This is a genomic window from Vibrio sp. SCP2 (assembly GCF_059295395.1).
Window position 1 is genome coordinate 28,466 of record NZ_JCAFVV010000005.1, and the last position, 13,927, is coordinate 42,392.

Here is a 13,927-nt window from a genome sequence, read left to right on the forward strand (position 1 = left end):
ACCGATAGCAATTCTTTGGATAATCACAATCCCTTTGAGGCGAGACCAATTTTTAAACAGGCAAAATCATGAGTGAAGTGACCACTAACGAGTACAACGAAGACGGTAAACTGATACGCAAAGTTCGCAGCTTTGTTCGACGCGAAGGTCGTTTGACCAAGGGTCAAGAAAACGCGATGAATGAGTGCTGGCCGACTATGGGTATTGATTACCAAGAACAGCTTCTTGATTGGAAAGAAGTGTTTGGTAATGACAACCCTGTCGTTCTAGAAATTGGTTTTGGCATGGGCGCGTCGCTAGTAGAAATGGCGAAAAACGCTCCTGAGAAGAACTTCATCGGTATTGAAGTGCATAGTCCAGGCGTTGGTGCATGTCTTTCAGATGCGCGTGACGCAGGCATTACTAACCTGCGCGTAATGTGTCACGATGCGGTAGAAGTTTTCGCTAACATGATTCCTGACAGCAGCTTAGCGACTCTACAGCTATTCTTCCCAGACCCATGGCACAAAAAGCGTCACCACAAGCGTCGTATCGTTCAGTTAGACTTTGCTGAAATGGTTCGCCAGAAGCTTATCGAAGGTGAAGGTATCTTCCACATGGCAACGGACTGGGAGAACTACGCTGAGCATATGATTGAAGTGATGAACGAAGCGCCGGGTTACGAAAATATCGCTAAAGAAGGCGACTTTGTCCCTCGCCCAGATGAGCGCCCGCTAACAAAATTTGAAGCACGTGGTCACCGTTTAGGTCACGGCGTTTGGGATATTAAGTTTAAGCGCGTAAAATAACCAAAACGAATGCATTGACTGTTTTCTGAAGACGAGAGCAGCGCATCGAATAGAATTTAAAAGCCAACATGCCTATGTTGGCTTTTTTGACCCTACAAGAAAATAATAATAACTGATTGATTTTTAAGGTTGCTGATGAAACCGACACAACAAATATTACAAGAGATTCTAGAAGAGGTTCGCCCACTTATCGGTCAAGGTAAGGTTGCTAACTACATTCCTGCCTTGGCGAAAGTACCCGCTTCAAAGTTTGGTATTGCTGTTTTTACCAATCAAGGTGAAGTGATCAAAGCGGGTGATGCTGATGAAGCATTTTCTATTCAATCAATCTCCAAAGCGCTCAGCCTGACGCTAGCGATGTGTTTGTATAAACCTGAAGAGATTTGGGCTCGTGTTGGTAAAGAGCCTTCTGGGCAAGCATTTAACTCTCTTATTCAGCTTGAAATGGAGCAGGGCATTCCACGCAATCCGTTTATCAATGCCGGAGCCATTGTGGTGGCGGATTTGCTCAATAGCCGCTTGTCGGCTCCTCGCCAGCGTTTATTGGAGTTTGTTCGCCAGTTGTCTGGTGATACTCATATCTGTTACGACAAGATTGTGGCCGCTTCAGAGATGATGCACAGCGACCGCAATGCGGCAATTGCCTATCTAATGCGCTCGTTTGGTAACTTTGAAAATGAAGTCATCCCTGTACTAAACAACTATTTCCACGCGTGTGCACTTAAGATGAGCTGTGTCGATTTGGCAAAAACCTTTAGCTACCTTGCTAACAAAGGAACTTCAGTTCAGACCGGAAAGCCAGTCATTACACCAACGCAAACCAAGCAGCTGAATGCTTTGCTCGCGACCTGTGGTCTATACGATGGTGCAGGTGAGTTTGCCTACCGAGTGGGTATGCCAGGAAAGTCGGGTGTTGGTGGCGGTATTATGGCAGTTGTACCGGGTGAAATGACGATTGCTGTTTGGTCACCAGAACTGGATCCATCAGGTAACTCTTTAGCAGGAACCAAAGCGCTAGAACTGTTAGCAGAACGTATTGGGCGATCTATTTTTTAGAGGTTTGAAGAACGCTTTGCTCCGAGATCGGGCTGCGCCCGCGAGAGTCGGGAACGGGCTTCGCCCTTCGAGAGAATCTCTGTCTTATTAATCGGTCATTCCATAGAGTGACGAAGGAGCGAGTAGGGAATCCCATTAAGATATCGATTCGTTTCAAGAGATCCCCAACTCACTCGTTCCTCGTTCTTGAGGATGACAAAAAATAAAGGGTTAGCGCAAAACGCCAACCCTTCAAACTCTTCCGCTCTCCATAGGACGAAGTCCGTTCCCGCATCCTATTTACGCTCTACTCTTCCACCATAAAGGCTTCTAGTAAATCGTTGAGGAACAGTTTGCCTTTCTCGGTGATTTGCCAGTGAGTGTCGCTCTCATCGATATAGCCCATTTCAATTGCCCAATCTATGGTCTCTTGAATGGCTGCAAAGCTAAGCCCAGTCGTATCTAAGAAGTCTTGTTTTGGGCACGCTTCTATCAGGCGGAAGCGGTTCATAAAAAACTCGAATGGGCGATCCTCAAAAGCGACTTCGTGTTCGCTGTTGAGATAAGGCTTAACCATATTGTCGTAAGCCGCAAGATAGCCTTTAGGATGCTTAATCTTGGTAGTACGTACAATGCGACCATCAGCAAAGCTTATTTTGCCGTGTGAGCCGCAGCCAATGCCGAGGTAGTCACCAAAGCGCCAGTAGTTGAGATTATGCTGACACTGATAACCGGGCTTGCTGTAGCCTGAGATCTCGTACTGCACATAGCCTGCGTCAGCTAACTTTTTATGCCCTAACTCAAAGATATCCCACAAATCATCGTCGTCAGGCAAAGTTGGCTGCTTGTAGTAGAACATGGTGTTTGGCTCGATCGTCAACTGATACCAAGATAAGTGTGGGGGATCGAGTTCGATCGCCTTTTCCAGATCGCTTAGTGCTTGATCAACAGACTGATCCGGTAGGCCATGCATAAGATCGAGGTTAAAGCTGTTGAGGCCAATTTTATGGGCAAGCTTAGCTGCATTTACCGCTTCATCTTGACCGTGAATGCGCCCAAGCCTTTCTAGTTTCTGCTGCTCAAAACTCTGTACACCCACAGATATTCGAGTCACTCCCGCTTTTTGGTAACCAGCAAAACGTTCCGCTTCTATGGTACCGGGATTGGCTTCCATTGTGATTTCGATGTCTGACTTGAATGGAATTCGCGCCTCGATACCTTGCAACAAGTTTGCGATCCCTTGGGCTGAAATCAGACTTGGTGTACCGCCACCAATAAAAATCGAGTGCAGTTGGCGCTGATTGTCGGCAATCTGGTAGCGCTCAATATCTGCATCTAAATCTTGTAACAGGGCAGCAATGTACTCTTGCTCTGGAATATCTGCTTTGAGCGCGTGCGAGTTAAAATCGCAATAAGGGCACTTTTGTACACACCACGGGATGTGTACATAAAGACTCAGTGCTGGTGGAATTAACTGATTCATAGTGGTGAAAAAGAAGACCTAGACCGCTTGCTCAGATAGCGTCGCAAAAAGCTGTTTCAATGCTTTTCCGCGGTGAGAAAGCTGTTTTTTACGTGTAGGTTCTAGTTCTGCTGAAGCACAGTTATCTTCAGGGACAAAGAATACAGGGTCGTAGCCAAAGCCATTCTCGCCGTGTGCTTTAGTTAAGATACGTCCTTCCCATTTACCGTGACAGACGATTGGGGTTGGGTCGTTTTCATGACGCATCAGTACTAGCACGCAGTGAAAGCGAGCAGTGCGTTGTTCTTCTGGGACATCTTTCATTGCTTCAAGCAGTTTTTCTAGGTTCTGCTGATCACTCGCATCTTCACCTGCATAACGAGCCGAGTAAATACCAGGAGCACCCTTTAGAAAATCAACTTCGAGACCGGAATCATCGGCGATAGCGGCAAGCCCAGTTTCTTTAGCAGCATGACGCGCTTTGATGATAGCGTTTTCAATGAATGTTGTTCCTGTCTCTGCTACTTCAGACACATTGAACTCGCTTTGAGCAACAACATCAAAACCAAAGTCAGACAGTAAATCCGCCATTTCGCGAACTTTGCCTTGGTTACCGGTCGCTAGAACAATCTTATTGCTTTTCATCGTATCGCCTTATCTATTTCTCGACTGTCGATTTCTATTCTTCGACATAAAATTTTTGGGTGAACTTTAATGCCCCTGCGCCTTTATTACCAGCGCTAACGTCAATGTTGAAGGTGAGTCGCTCTTCGTCTGAGATCGGAAACTCAGCAAGATAGTAAATAGCACTGCCTTCTTTCACTTCGCGGAAGCTGAGTTCGCGCGTTTGACCAATCAGGTTTTTTGCGCTGCCAGAAAGCTCTGCGGTGATCGCAGGTTTGCCCACTTGAGAGTTATCTAACACGCTTATATTGAGAATAGCTGAGTAACCGTTACGCTTGAGTTTGTAGCTGCGCGCGACTTGAGGGGTTAAAAAGGTTGAGTTAAAGGCTGAATAATGTACTTCAACATCTTTAATGGTTTTAAACTGACCTGCCCATGCAGGTAGGGCTAAGGCTGTAGCAAGAATAAGAGTGATCCACTGTTTCATAGTGCTTCCTTTGTATTGGGCATGTGCTCTACATGAACACAAATAAAAAGCCATCACAGGATGGCTTCTATCTCGTTAGGTATTTGGGATGGAGAGCTGATTCGGACTTGTTTATGTCTGCCCAGCTCGCCTTTTTCTATTGTTATTAATCCCTTTGCCACCTTAAATTGCTTGGCGAGATACTTACTCAGATGAGCGTTGGCTTTACCATCGACAGGAGGCGCTGTAATCGCTATTTTCAGCTCCTCGCCGTGTTGACCTACAATCTTATCTCGACTTGCTTTCGGCTGAATATAGAGCCGAATAACAAGGTCTTCACCATCAAACCAAGCTGCTTGTGACATTATAGTTGGAACCAGATAGGGCCGATCAGGTCACCCATCAAGAAATTGGCAAACTGTAGCGCAATAAACAGCACCAGTACGCTTAGGTCAAAGCCACCCATCGCAGGAATAATACGACGAATCGGCGCTAGCATAGGCTCTGTTAGCTGATGGAAAACATACTCAATCGGGCTACGGCCTTGGCTCACCCAGCTTAGAATTGCGCGGATTAATAGCACCCAGAACAATAAGCCGCCTGCTGCTTTAGCCAATGACAATAGGCCTAAGAATAGGAAGTCAGCACTGAATGAAACGGAGCCATTTGAAGCGACTAGAATAAGCGCGACAAATTTAAGCACACAAAGCACATAGGCAAATAGCAGAGTCGCTAAATCAATGCTGCCGACAGAAGGGATTACACGACGCAGCGGTGCGATCACTGGTTGAGTAGCCTTGACGATAAATTGCGAAAACGGGTTATAGAAGTCTGCACGGGCAGCTTGTAACCAAATACGTAAGATCACCACCATGATGTAGAGATCAAACAGGGTGGAAATCAGAAAACTCATTGAATTCATAGGTTACCCTTATTGTCTAGAGACTATTGCTCTGGTCATTTAAAATAATTTTTCCATCTCTTCAGCGCGTGAAACCGCCGCTTGCATCGCTTTGGCTACTATATCTGAAAGTTGATGTTGGTTGAATGTTCGCAGTGCTTCTGCGGTGGTGCCACCTTTTGAAGTCACGTTCTCACGCAGGGTTGAAAGTTCAGTATCGGGATTACCTTCAACCATACTCGCAGCGCCAAGAGCCGATTGTTGCACCAGCAAGCGAGCCGTTTGCTTATCAAAACCTTGAGCGATGGCTTCAGCTTGCATCGCTTCCATAAACAAGAAGAAATACGCAGGCGCACTACCAGCTGCCGCAATAATATTGTTGATGCCAGATTCTTGTTCAACCCAGCATACTTTGCCGCATGATTCCATCAGCGCGGCGGCGAAGGTTTTATCTCGCTGCGATACTTTTTCTGGCGCATAAAGACCACTCATACCTAGCCCGAGTTGCGAAGGTGTGTTCGGCATGACGCGAACAAGGTTAAGTTCACAATCAAGCATTTGGTCAAAGCGGGCACTTTGAATACCAGCAGCAATGGAAATCACCAGTTTTTGTGACCAATCGATGTCTTGCAGTGGTTTGCACACTTGTTCCATCATTTGAGGTTTTACCGACAGTACGACAACGTCTGCTTGCTGCGCCGCTTGAAGGTTGTCATCGGTGGTACGAATACCAAACTCTTGCTCTAAAGGCACTCGGCGTGTCTCTGACGGCGCAGTCGCTGTAATGAGCTCCGCTGGATAACCATCAGCCACTAAGCCCGACACTATGGCTTTAACCATGTTTCCTGCGCCGATAAAGGCAATTTTCTTATGTTCCATTACTGTTGTGATCCTTGTGAACCGCTTACGCTTTGTTACTGTAATCTCGTGCGCCAAATATCGCTGTGCCGATGCGTACCATAGTACTGCCAGCTTCAATTGCTGCTTGCATATCGCCGCTCATCCCCATTGATAAGGTATCGATGTTTTGCTCTGGAAAACGCTGCGCAAGCTTCTCTTTTAGTTGAGCTAGTTGAGTAAAGGCGTCTAGCTGAGAGGCATAGTCTGAGACGTTAGCCGGAATTGACATCAATCCTCTTAAAGTGAGGTTGGGCAGGCTAGAAATCAACTCTGCTAGCTCAAAGATTTCATCATCATTGATGCCTGATTTCGAATCTTCGCCGCTGGTGTTGACTTGGATCAGCACTTGTATTGGTGCCATACCATCTGGCCTTTGTTCGTTGAGGCGCTTAGCAATCTTGGCTCTATCAACGGTATGAACCCAAGCAAAGTTCTCAGCAACATGGCGTGATTTATTGGACTGGATTGGACCGATAAAGTGCCACTCAAGCTCTAACTGTGGATGGTGCTCGGCAAAATACTCGACTTTGTTTGCGCCTTCCTGCACATAGTTCTCGCCAAAAGAGACTTGCCCGGCTTGAGCTGCCTCTAAAATTGCCTCGACTGGCTTAGTTTTACTTACTGCCAGAAGTTGCACTGTGTCTCGACCGCGTCCACACTTTTGTTGTGCGCCCTCAATCTGTGAGGTGATCTGTTCAATGTTTTGTTGAATACTAGTCATAGCAGATTTTACTTAAGGATTTTAAATGGATATCGCCGAATTACTGGATTTTAGTGTAAAGCATAATGCTTCAGATCTACATCTTTCTGCAGGAGTATCTCCAATGGTACGGATAGATGGTGAAGTAAGAAAGCTTGGCGTACCTGCTTTTAGCCATGCAGATGTGCATCGTTTAGTATTCGAAATTATGAATGATGGTCAACGCAGTGAATTTGAAGAGCGCCTTGAGGTCGACTTTTCTTTTGAGCTGCCGAATGTTGGTCGCTTCCGTGTTAATGCATTTAACCAAGCGCGTGGTTGCGCAGCGGTATTTCGCACCATTCCGACCGAGATTCCGACCTTAGAGCAATTGTCAGCCCCGCAAATCTTCGAAAGCATCTCCAATATGGAAAAAGGCTTGGTACTGGTGACGGGCCCTACAGGCTCGGGTAAGTCCACTACTTTGGCGGCGATGGTTGACCATATCAACCGCAACCACAATAAACATATTCTGACGATTGAAGACCCAATTGAATTTGTTCATAGCAATAATAAGTGCTTAATCAACCAACGCGAAGTTCATCGAGATACGCATAGTTTTAATAATGCGCTGCGCAGTGCACTGCGTGAAGATCCAGACGTGATATTAGTGGGTGAGTTGCGTGACCAAGAGACAATCAGCCTAGCACTGACAGCGGCAGAAACCGGGCACTTGGTGTTTGGTACTTTGCATACCAGTTCAGCGGCAAAAACCATCGACCGTATTATCGATGTTTTCCCGGGGAGTGATAAGGACATGGTTCGCTCCATGCTGTCTGAGTCATTACGCGCAGTCATTGCACAAAAGTTGCTGAAGCGTATTGGTGGTGGCCGTACCGCTTGTCATGAGATCATGATGGCGACACCGGCGATCCGTAACTTGATCCGTGAAGACAAGGTTGCTCAGATGTTTTCTGTGATTCAAACCGGTGCGGCACATGGCATGCAAACCATGGAGCAAAATGCCAAGCAGTTGATTGCGCAAGGTCTTGTTGATCAAGATGAAGTAGCGAAGAAGATCGAACTTGAAACTTCAATGTTCTAGGGAAAAAGTTATGGATATTGATGTTTTTTTGCAACAGATGATCGACCAGAATGCGTCTGATCTTTACATCACAGTTGATGCACCAATTCTTTACCGTGTTGATGGAGAATTGCGTGCACACGGGGACAAACTATCGCACGCTGTTGTGAGCTCTTTGTTGGATGGGATTATGGATCATGATCGCCAACACGAGTTTCATTCGAGCAAGGAAGCGAATTTTGCCATTGTGCGTCACTTTGGTCGATTCCGTGTCTCTGCATTCTATCAGCGCGAATTGCCTGGGGCGGTGATTCGCCGAATTGAAACCAAGATTCCTACCTTTGATGAGCTTAAGTTACCAGATGTTTTGCAAGACTTATCGATTGCGAAACGGGGTTTGGTGCTGGTGGTTGGAGCAACGGGATCGGGTAAGTCGACAACCATGGCTGCAATGACAGGGTTTCGTAATAGCCACCGGACAGGGCATATTTTGACTGTTGAAGACCCGATAGAGTTTGTCCATGAGCATCAGCGTTGTATTGTTACGCAACGTGAGGTGGGGTTAGATACCGAAAGTTATGAAGTGGCGTTGAAGAACTCACTGCGCCAAGCTCCAGATATGATTTTAATAGGTGAGATTCGTACACGTGAGACGATGGAATACGCAATGACCTTTGCTGAAACTGGGCATCTGTGTATGGCGACCCTTCATGCAAACAATGCTAACCAAGCGTTAGAGCGGATCCTTCATTTGGTGCCTAAGGAGCAAAAAGAACAGTTCCTATTTGATTTATCAATGAACCTACGTGGTGTAATAGGCCAGCAACTTATTCGAGATAAAAATGGCCAAGGTCGGCACGGCGTGTTTGAAGTTTTACTCAACAGCCCACGTGTGTCGGATCTGATTCGCCGCGGTGATCTGCATGAGCTTAAAGCGACCATGGCTAAATCGAAAGAGGTTGGCATGCAAACTTTTGATCAGGCGCTTTATCAGCTAGTAGTGGAAGACAAGATCAGTGAAGAAGATGCCATGCACAGTGCGGATTCAGCTAATGATTTACGCCTAATGCTTAAAACACAACGTGGTGATGTATCTAGCTCAGGATCACTCAGTGGAGTGAAGATTGATATGGACTAGCCTTCTAGCCTCTAGCGATTACTATTTTTAACTCTGCGATATTAAAATAAACCCAGCCGTATTGGCTGGGTTTTCTCGTTTATGTTGTTACTTCTTTTTAGTTTGAGAGGCGCAGTCACCGCCACATCCATTGCCACAACTGCCTTTCTTTTTCACCAAACGGGAGTAGAGGTAAACTACGGCGATAGCGACAACGACCACTAGGGTCAGGATGTCCCACATTTCTACGTTTTGTTGATACATGGCTATTTCTCAATCATCTGAATTGGGATCGGCTTACCCTGCTTTTTCTGTTGCGCACTATCGCGTAAACCTACCATGAGTAATGCCAATAGAGCGGAGAAGTAAGTCAGCGACATGACTTGAATGCCACTGAGTGCGAAGCGAGTCCCAATGGTGTACACCGCTGTTGCGACTGTAAAACCGAGTAAAGTGGGCAAGAAAATCGATAGCAGCAGCCATCTGTACTGACCGGTTTGGACCTTAATCATCATCACGGTCGCTAGGCAAGGCGGGTAAAGAATGAAGAACAGAATAAGTGCCACTGCCGCAACCTCACCATGTCCCGCTAGTTCATCTGATTCTGCCATTCGTTGCTCAAGCTTTTGATTACTGTCCTCTTCTGGTTGGAACAGCACCCCTAAGGTTGCGACACTACTTTCGCGCGCTGCAAAGGAAGAGAACAGCGCGACGTTGATTTTCCAATCAAAACCAGCAAATTGCGTCACAGGTTCAATGGAGCGACCAAAGCTACCTAGTAATGAAGCTTCTAAGCGTCGTTCTTTCATTTCACGACGAATTTTCTTACGTGCGGAAGCAAGCTTGCGCAGCGGTTTGTTAAGCTTCTTAGCATCTTTGTCACCCTTACGAGCAGTAATCGCGAAGTAGAGCTCATTGCGAGCTTGAAAATCGGCGTTTACCTTCTGCGAGGCTTGTGCGCCTTTGGCATTCAGTTTTGCTTGACGATAGTCGGTGTAGAAGTTGACCAGATCCGTCAAAGTCTGTTGATTAAAAGCATCAGCATATTGCGTTTTGTTGGCTGCTTTTTGGAATTGAGCCACTGCTTTTTCTGCGCGTAGTTGATAATCATTGAGTTCCTGTTGAGGAATACCCGGGAACTGGAGCAGAACGAAGATGACGGTTGAAACCGCAAGCACTATGGTCCCGACTTTGCGAACGTACATCCAAGTTCGCTCCATCGCACGAGTCACGACACTGCGAGCTGTAGGCAGGTTGTAGCGCGGCAGTTCCATGACAAATGGTGCTTGTTCAGTACGTCGCAGCACCGATTTCGTCAGTAGTTTAGCGACCAGTAGGGCGGCAATAATAGAAATGGTTGAAATATAAAATGTCATCAACGACTTATCTTCAACAAAGAAGATCCCGAGCAGTAGTGTATACAGGGGAACTTTAGCCAAACAGTTCATATAAGGAACCGTTAAGATGGTCGCGATACGGGCTCGGTTATCCGGTATCCCTTTGGTTGCCATAACGCCGGGTACTGCGCACCCTCCGGCGAATACGCCGGCTAAAATCATCGGTAGGGTGCTTTGTCCATGGAGGCCGAATCGGTTCAAGACTCGATCAGAAATAAACGCGATTCGAGCCATATATCCCGAGTCTTCCAATATTGCGATTAGGGCAAAAAGGATCAAAAAGATCGGGATGTAGTTGAGTAGAGTGTTGGCTGAGTCGACGATCCATAGCCCTAGTGAGCGAACATAAGGGTCGTGCAAGAAGCCCGCTTCGGGAAGTAAGCTTGCCACCAACTCACGTAATGCAGCAAGGTAAGGCCACCAATAGTTGGTCAGCTCATAGCCGTAGACAATAGAGCTCTGGTAAATGATAAACACAGTGGCAATTAAGAACAGCGGGGCACCGAACTTGTTCAGAACCACCCTATCGATTTTATCAGTGAGTGAAAGCTGATTACTTTGGTGTAGGGATTGAGTTGTGCAGCGCTCAATAATTGTTGATACACGCTGATGGCGCTGAGCGACGATATAATCGCTGACGGTCCCACTCAATGTCTGTGTAATTTTGTCTAAGTGTTGTTCAACTCTAGTACTTAGCTGCTTAAGCTGTGGCTCGGGCATCAAATCTTCTAACCACTTTCCGATGTGGCTATCACCTTCAAGTAGTCGTAGAGCAAGCCAGCGGTTACTGTAGGTCTGTGGCTCAATATAGGTATCTATCCACTGGGTTAAAGAGGTAAGTTCTGGCTCTAAGAGAGGATATTCAACAGGTGTTGAGCCAATTTGGGCCTCTACTAATGCAGTGGTGATGCCTTCAACTCCTTTGCCTTTTCGGCCTATACTCTCCACGACAGGGACTCCGAGTTCCAAGCTTAAAGAGTGTGAGTCGATAGTAATTCCTTCGGCTTGTGCGACGTCCATCATGTTGAGAGCGAGGGCGAGTGGGAGTTCCATCTCAAGTAACTGCATGGTGAGATGTAAAGAGCGATTAAGGTTGGCGGAATCAACAACATTCAAGACCACATCCGCGGCCTCGTTTCTTAATGCGTCGCGAGCGACTCTTTCTTCTAGCGAAAAGCAGCTTAAGCTGTAGGTGCCTGGCAAATCGATGAGTTGATAGGCACCATTATCGTTAGAGAAGTAGCCAGTTTTCTTGTCTACGGTCACTCCAGGGTAATTGGCGACATGCTGCCTTGCTCCTGTCAGCATGTTGAAAATGGTCGATTTTCCGGCATTTTGTTGGCCAGCTAATAATACTTTTTTCCGTTGCATTACTCTTCCTCACTACCAGCGCTTAATCTAAACGCACGATTACAGTGTCTGCTTCTGTTTTTCTGATCACGACGCTGGTGGCTCCGACGCGAAACTCTAGTGGGTCGCCTAGAGGTGCTTTACGCACAAACTCAATAGTGGTTTGTGGAATTAGTCCTAAATCGAGTAAGCGTTGACGAATCGCTCCACCGGACTGGTGAGCAGTGATAGTTGCATGCGCCTTAATGGGTAGTCGGCTTAGAGTGGTTTCCATAAACGTTATTTTTTATTAGTTTCATTTCAATATTGTAATTCAGGTGGCTGTCATTAAATCAAAAATAAACCTCAAAAACATGATTTAAATCAAAGAAGGTGAGTTTAAGAATTATTCTCACTTTCATTTAAAGGGTTAGATCGTTAGTCTTCACTCAATCAAGCTGAGAGTTAGTCTCAATATTTGTCTATTTGCGTAAGCTTAAAGTGGAATTAACAATGAAAAAATCGACCCTGCTATTACTGATTAGTGCAGCTGTACCTAGCATGGCACTTGCACATACTCCTTTATTTTCCTGTTATGACTTCGGAGATAACACCATTCTTTGTGAAGGTGGCTTCTCCGATGGTTCCTCTGCTGCTGGTGTAGAGATCCTAGTTGTTGATGGCTCAGGTACAGAGTTAATCAAAACTGAAATTAACCAAGATGGTGAAATTGAATTTGATAAGCCTGAAGGCGCTTACAAAGTGCTGTTTAATGCAGGTCCAGGACACTCCATCGAAGTCGATGGCAAAGATATTGTTGAATAGTTATTGATATTTAGGGAAATAAAAAATGAAAAAGCTATCTTTAGCTGTTGGTATGGCAGCACTCTCTTTATCCGCAGTTTCTCAAGCACACTTTCAATTGATGTATACACCCACTTCTCAGCTTGAAAAACCAGCAACTGTCGACATGAAACTTGTGTTTGGTCACCCGATGGAAAATGGTCACGTGATGGACATGGGTCAACCAGAAGAGTTCTTTGTAAGCTTCAAAGGTGAAAAGACAGATCTACTAAAAGATTTGAAGAAAATCTCTTGGGCTGGTCACGATAACAAAGCAGATGCGTACAAGGTAGACTACAAAATCCGTCGTAACGGCGATTACATCTTTGGTCTAGTACCAGCGCCTTATTATGAAGGTGGCGAAGACATTTATATCCAACAGATCACTAAACGCTACATCAACAAAGGTGCAATGCCAACAGGTTGGGAAGAGCCTCTAGGCCTTAAGACAGAAATCGTTCCTAAGAACAAGCCTTACCAGGTGTTTGCAGGCAGCACATTCACTGGTCAACTTCTATCTGAGGGTAAGCCAGCAGCTGGCGTTGAGTGTGAGATTGAATTCCTAAACACTGATATCGATACTAAAGCCAATGCGTTTGGTAAAGACACTCACCGTGCGACTCCAGCTTCTGCTATCGTTGCGATTACAGACGACAACGGTATGTTCACTTTCGGCATCCCAACAGCTGGCAAGTGGGGCTTCGCTTGTCTAGGTTCTGGTCCAGATACCGAGTTTAAAGGTAAAGAACTGTCGCAAGACGCAGTACTTTGGATTGAAGCACAAGATCTATAAGCCACTCGATATAAAAACAAAGCTGGCAGTGGTGCCAGCTTTTTTCGTTTAGTCTCAACTAAGTGTAAGTGATTACTCACCCCATTGGGCTTCAAACCAACTTTCTAAAATGACTACCGCAGATTGGCAATCAACATTGCCTTTGCTCAAGGCTTTATAGCCGCCCATCTCGAACAGATCAGCGCGTGCTTCCATGGTAGAAAGCCTTTCATCATGGAGTTCAACAGGCAGACCAAATCGTCCATGCAGGCGGTTGGCGAACTTTTTTGCTCTTGGCGTAATGGTTTCTAAATCTTTGCCATACAGATCGGTGGGTAAGCCAACAACCAGTAAATTAGGTTGCCACTCTTTAATCTGTTTCTCGATATCATCCCAGTTTGGAATGCCATCATTGGCTTTAAATGCTTTTAGTGGTGAAGCTGTGCCTGTGATCTCTTGTCCAATAGCACTACCAATGCTTTTGGTGCCGAAATCAAAGGCCATAATTGTTTTAGACATAAACAGGTATC

At 45.9% G+C, this 13,927-nt stretch carries 17 protein-coding genes; 6 read left to right on the forward strand and 11 right to left on the reverse strand.

Going from position 1 to position 13,927, the window contains the following annotated elements; translation table 11 throughout:
- Positions 1–68: 68 nt before the first annotated feature.
- Together trmB and glsB are read left to right on the forward strand one after the other, a co-directional pair.
- Complete coding sequence (gene trmB / locus AC5O63_RS14980; protein WP_367938072.1) at positions 69–788, forward strand: tRNA (guanosine(46)-N7)-methyltransferase TrmB; 720 nt, start codon at positions 69–71, stop codon at positions 786–788.
- Between the two features lie 135 nt (positions 789–923).
- Positions 924–1,844: a glutaminase B gene (glsB, locus tag AC5O63_RS14985; RefSeq protein WP_004742504.1), complete on the forward strand. Its 921-nt coding sequence runs from the start codon at positions 924–926 to the stop codon at positions 1,842–1,844.
- 286 nt (positions 1,845–2,130) lie between these two features.
- On the opposite strand, the gene hemW is transcribed toward glsB, so the two are convergent.
- From hemW to AC5O63_RS15020, 7 genes are read right to left on the reverse strand one after another with little or no spacing between them, the layout of a single operon-like run.
- Positions 2,131–3,306, reverse strand: coding sequence for a radical SAM family heme chaperone HemW (gene hemW / locus AC5O63_RS14990; protein WP_494505475.1), 1,176 nt, complete (start codon positions 3,304–3,306; stop codon positions 2,131–2,133).
- A gap of 18 nt (positions 3,307–3,324) precedes the next feature.
- Positions 3,325–3,930, reverse strand: a complete 606-nt coding sequence (locus AC5O63_RS14995; protein WP_494505476.1) for an XTP/dITP diphosphatase — start codon at positions 3,928–3,930, stop codon at positions 3,325–3,327.
- A 34-nt stretch (positions 3,931–3,964) separates the two neighbouring features.
- Positions 3,965–4,396, reverse strand: coding sequence for a DUF4426 domain-containing protein (locus AC5O63_RS15000; protein WP_049845523.1), 432 nt, complete (start codon positions 4,394–4,396; stop codon positions 3,965–3,967).
- A gap of 53 nt (positions 4,397–4,449) precedes the next feature.
- The gene (gene yggU, locus AC5O63_RS15005) at positions 4,450–4,740 is read right to left on the reverse strand and encodes a DUF167 family protein YggU (protein WP_004742508.1); all 291 of its coding nucleotides are present in this window, start codon (positions 4,738–4,740) and stop codon (positions 4,450–4,452) included.
- On the reverse strand, positions 4,740–5,297 hold the full coding sequence (locus AC5O63_RS15010) for a YggT family protein (protein WP_069667662.1): 558 nt from the start codon (positions 5,295–5,297) through the stop codon (positions 4,740–4,742). The genes yggU and AC5O63_RS15010 overlap by 1 nt, the downstream gene beginning before the upstream one ends.
- Before the next feature lie 39 nt (positions 5,298–5,336).
- Complete coding sequence (gene proC, locus AC5O63_RS15015) at positions 5,337–6,155, reverse strand: pyrroline-5-carboxylate reductase (RefSeq protein WP_494505477.1); 819 nt, start codon at positions 6,153–6,155, stop codon at positions 5,337–5,339.
- A 25-nt stretch (positions 6,156–6,180) separates the two neighbouring features.
- Positions 6,181–6,897, reverse strand: coding sequence for a YggS family pyridoxal phosphate-dependent enzyme (locus tag AC5O63_RS15020; protein WP_494505478.1), 717 nt, complete (start codon positions 6,895–6,897; stop codon positions 6,181–6,183).
- Positions 6,898–6,922: 25 nt separating this feature from the next.
- Here AC5O63_RS15020 and AC5O63_RS15025 point away from each other — a divergent pair, with 25 nt between their 5' ends.
- On the forward strand, positions 6,923–7,960 hold the full coding sequence (locus AC5O63_RS15025; RefSeq protein WP_004742512.1) for a type IV pilus twitching motility protein PilT: 1,038 nt from the start codon (positions 6,923–6,925) through the stop codon (positions 7,958–7,960).
- A gap of 10 nt (positions 7,961–7,970) precedes the next feature.
- Complete coding sequence (locus AC5O63_RS15030) at positions 7,971–9,077, forward strand: PilT/PilU family type 4a pilus ATPase (protein WP_239854254.1); 1,107 nt, start codon at positions 7,971–7,973, stop codon at positions 9,075–9,077.
- An 87-nt stretch (positions 9,078–9,164) separates the two neighbouring features.
- On the opposite strand, the gene AC5O63_RS15035 is transcribed toward AC5O63_RS15030, so the two are convergent.
- The 3 genes from AC5O63_RS15035 to AC5O63_RS15045 are packed head-to-tail and all read right to left on the reverse strand — an operon-like array spanning position 9,165 to position 12,077.
- Entirely contained in the window at positions 9,165–9,320 is a 156-nt protein-coding gene (locus AC5O63_RS15035) for a FeoB-associated Cys-rich membrane protein (RefSeq protein ID WP_494505479.1), read from the reverse strand.
- A 2-nt stretch (positions 9,321–9,322) separates the two neighbouring features.
- A complete protein-coding gene (feoB, locus tag AC5O63_RS15040) occupies positions 9,323–11,824 on the reverse strand; it encodes a ferrous iron transport protein B (protein ID WP_494505480.1) in 2,502 nt (833 codons plus the stop codon).
- Positions 11,825–11,846: 22 nt separating this feature from the next.
- Positions 11,847–12,077, reverse strand: coding sequence for a FeoA family protein (locus AC5O63_RS15045; RefSeq protein WP_494505481.1), 231 nt, complete (start codon positions 12,075–12,077; stop codon positions 11,847–11,849).
- 218 nt (positions 12,078–12,295) lie between these two features.
- On the opposite strand from AC5O63_RS15045, the gene AC5O63_RS15050 reads away from it, so the two are divergent.
- Positions 12,296–12,607: a hypothetical protein gene (locus AC5O63_RS15050; RefSeq protein ID WP_494505482.1), complete on the forward strand. Its 312-nt coding sequence runs from the start codon at positions 12,296–12,298 to the stop codon at positions 12,605–12,607.
- Between the two features lie 25 nt (positions 12,608–12,632).
- On the forward strand, positions 12,633–13,418 hold the full coding sequence (locus AC5O63_RS15055) for a DUF4198 domain-containing protein (protein WP_171326114.1): 786 nt from the start codon (positions 12,633–12,635) through the stop codon (positions 13,416–13,418).
- Between the two features lie 72 nt (positions 13,419–13,490).
- On the opposite strand, the gene ruvX is transcribed toward AC5O63_RS15055, so the two are convergent.
- A complete protein-coding gene (gene ruvX / locus AC5O63_RS15060) occupies positions 13,491–13,916 on the reverse strand; it encodes a Holliday junction resolvase RuvX (RefSeq protein WP_004742519.1) in 426 nt (141 codons plus the stop codon).
- Between the last annotated feature and the right edge of the window lie 11 nt (positions 13,917–13,927).

Excerpts from the sequence above, each read along its gene's own strand:
- trmB (WP_367938072.1), top strand. The coding sequence starts at position 69 with ATGAGTGAAGTGACCACTAACGAGTACAACGAAGACGGTAAACTGATA.
- glsB (WP_004742504.1), top strand. The coding sequence starts at position 924 with ATGAAACCGACACAACAAATATTACAAGAGATTCTAGAAGAGGTTCGC.
- hemW (WP_494505475.1), bottom strand. The coding sequence starts at position 3,306 with ATGAATCAGTTAATTCCACCAGCACTGAGTCTTTATGTACACATCCCG.
- AC5O63_RS14995 (WP_494505476.1), bottom strand. The coding sequence starts at position 3,930 with ATGAAAAGCAATAAGATTGTTCTAGCGACCGGTAACCAAGGCAAAGTT.
- AC5O63_RS15000 (WP_049845523.1), bottom strand. The coding sequence starts at position 4,396 with ATGAAACAGTGGATCACTCTTATTCTTGCTACAGCCTTAGCCCTACCT.
- yggU (WP_004742508.1), bottom strand. The coding sequence starts at position 4,740 with ATGTCACAAGCAGCTTGGTTTGATGGTGAAGACCTTGTTATTCGGCTC.
- AC5O63_RS15010 (WP_069667662.1), bottom strand. The coding sequence starts at position 5,297 with ATGAATTCAATGAGTTTTCTGATTTCCACCCTGTTTGATCTCTACATC.
- proC (WP_494505477.1), bottom strand. The coding sequence starts at position 6,155 with ATGGAACATAAGAAAATTGCCTTTATCGGCGCAGGAAACATGGTTAAA.
- AC5O63_RS15020 (WP_494505478.1), bottom strand. The coding sequence starts at position 6,897 with ATGACTAGTATTCAACAAAACATTGAACAGATCACCTCACAGATTGAG.
- AC5O63_RS15025 (WP_004742512.1), top strand. The coding sequence starts at position 6,923 with ATGGATATCGCCGAATTACTGGATTTTAGTGTAAAGCATAATGCTTCA.
- AC5O63_RS15030 (WP_239854254.1), top strand. The coding sequence starts at position 7,971 with ATGGATATTGATGTTTTTTTGCAACAGATGATCGACCAGAATGCGTCT.
- AC5O63_RS15035 (WP_494505479.1), bottom strand. The coding sequence starts at position 9,320 with ATGTATCAACAAAACGTAGAAATGTGGGACATCCTGACCCTAGTGGTC.
- feoB (WP_494505480.1), bottom strand. The coding sequence starts at position 11,824 with ATGCAACGGAAAAAAGTATTATTAGCTGGCCAACAAAATGCCGGAAAA.
- AC5O63_RS15045 (WP_494505481.1), bottom strand. The coding sequence starts at position 12,077 with ATGGAAACCACTCTAAGCCGACTACCCATTAAGGCGCATGCAACTATC.
- AC5O63_RS15050 (WP_494505482.1), top strand. The coding sequence starts at position 12,296 with ATGAAAAAATCGACCCTGCTATTACTGATTAGTGCAGCTGTACCTAGC.
- AC5O63_RS15055 (WP_171326114.1), top strand. The coding sequence starts at position 12,633 with ATGAAAAAGCTATCTTTAGCTGTTGGTATGGCAGCACTCTCTTTATCC.
- ruvX (WP_004742519.1), bottom strand. The coding sequence starts at position 13,916 with ATGTCTAAAACAATTATGGCCTTTGATTTCGGCACCAAAAGCATTGGT.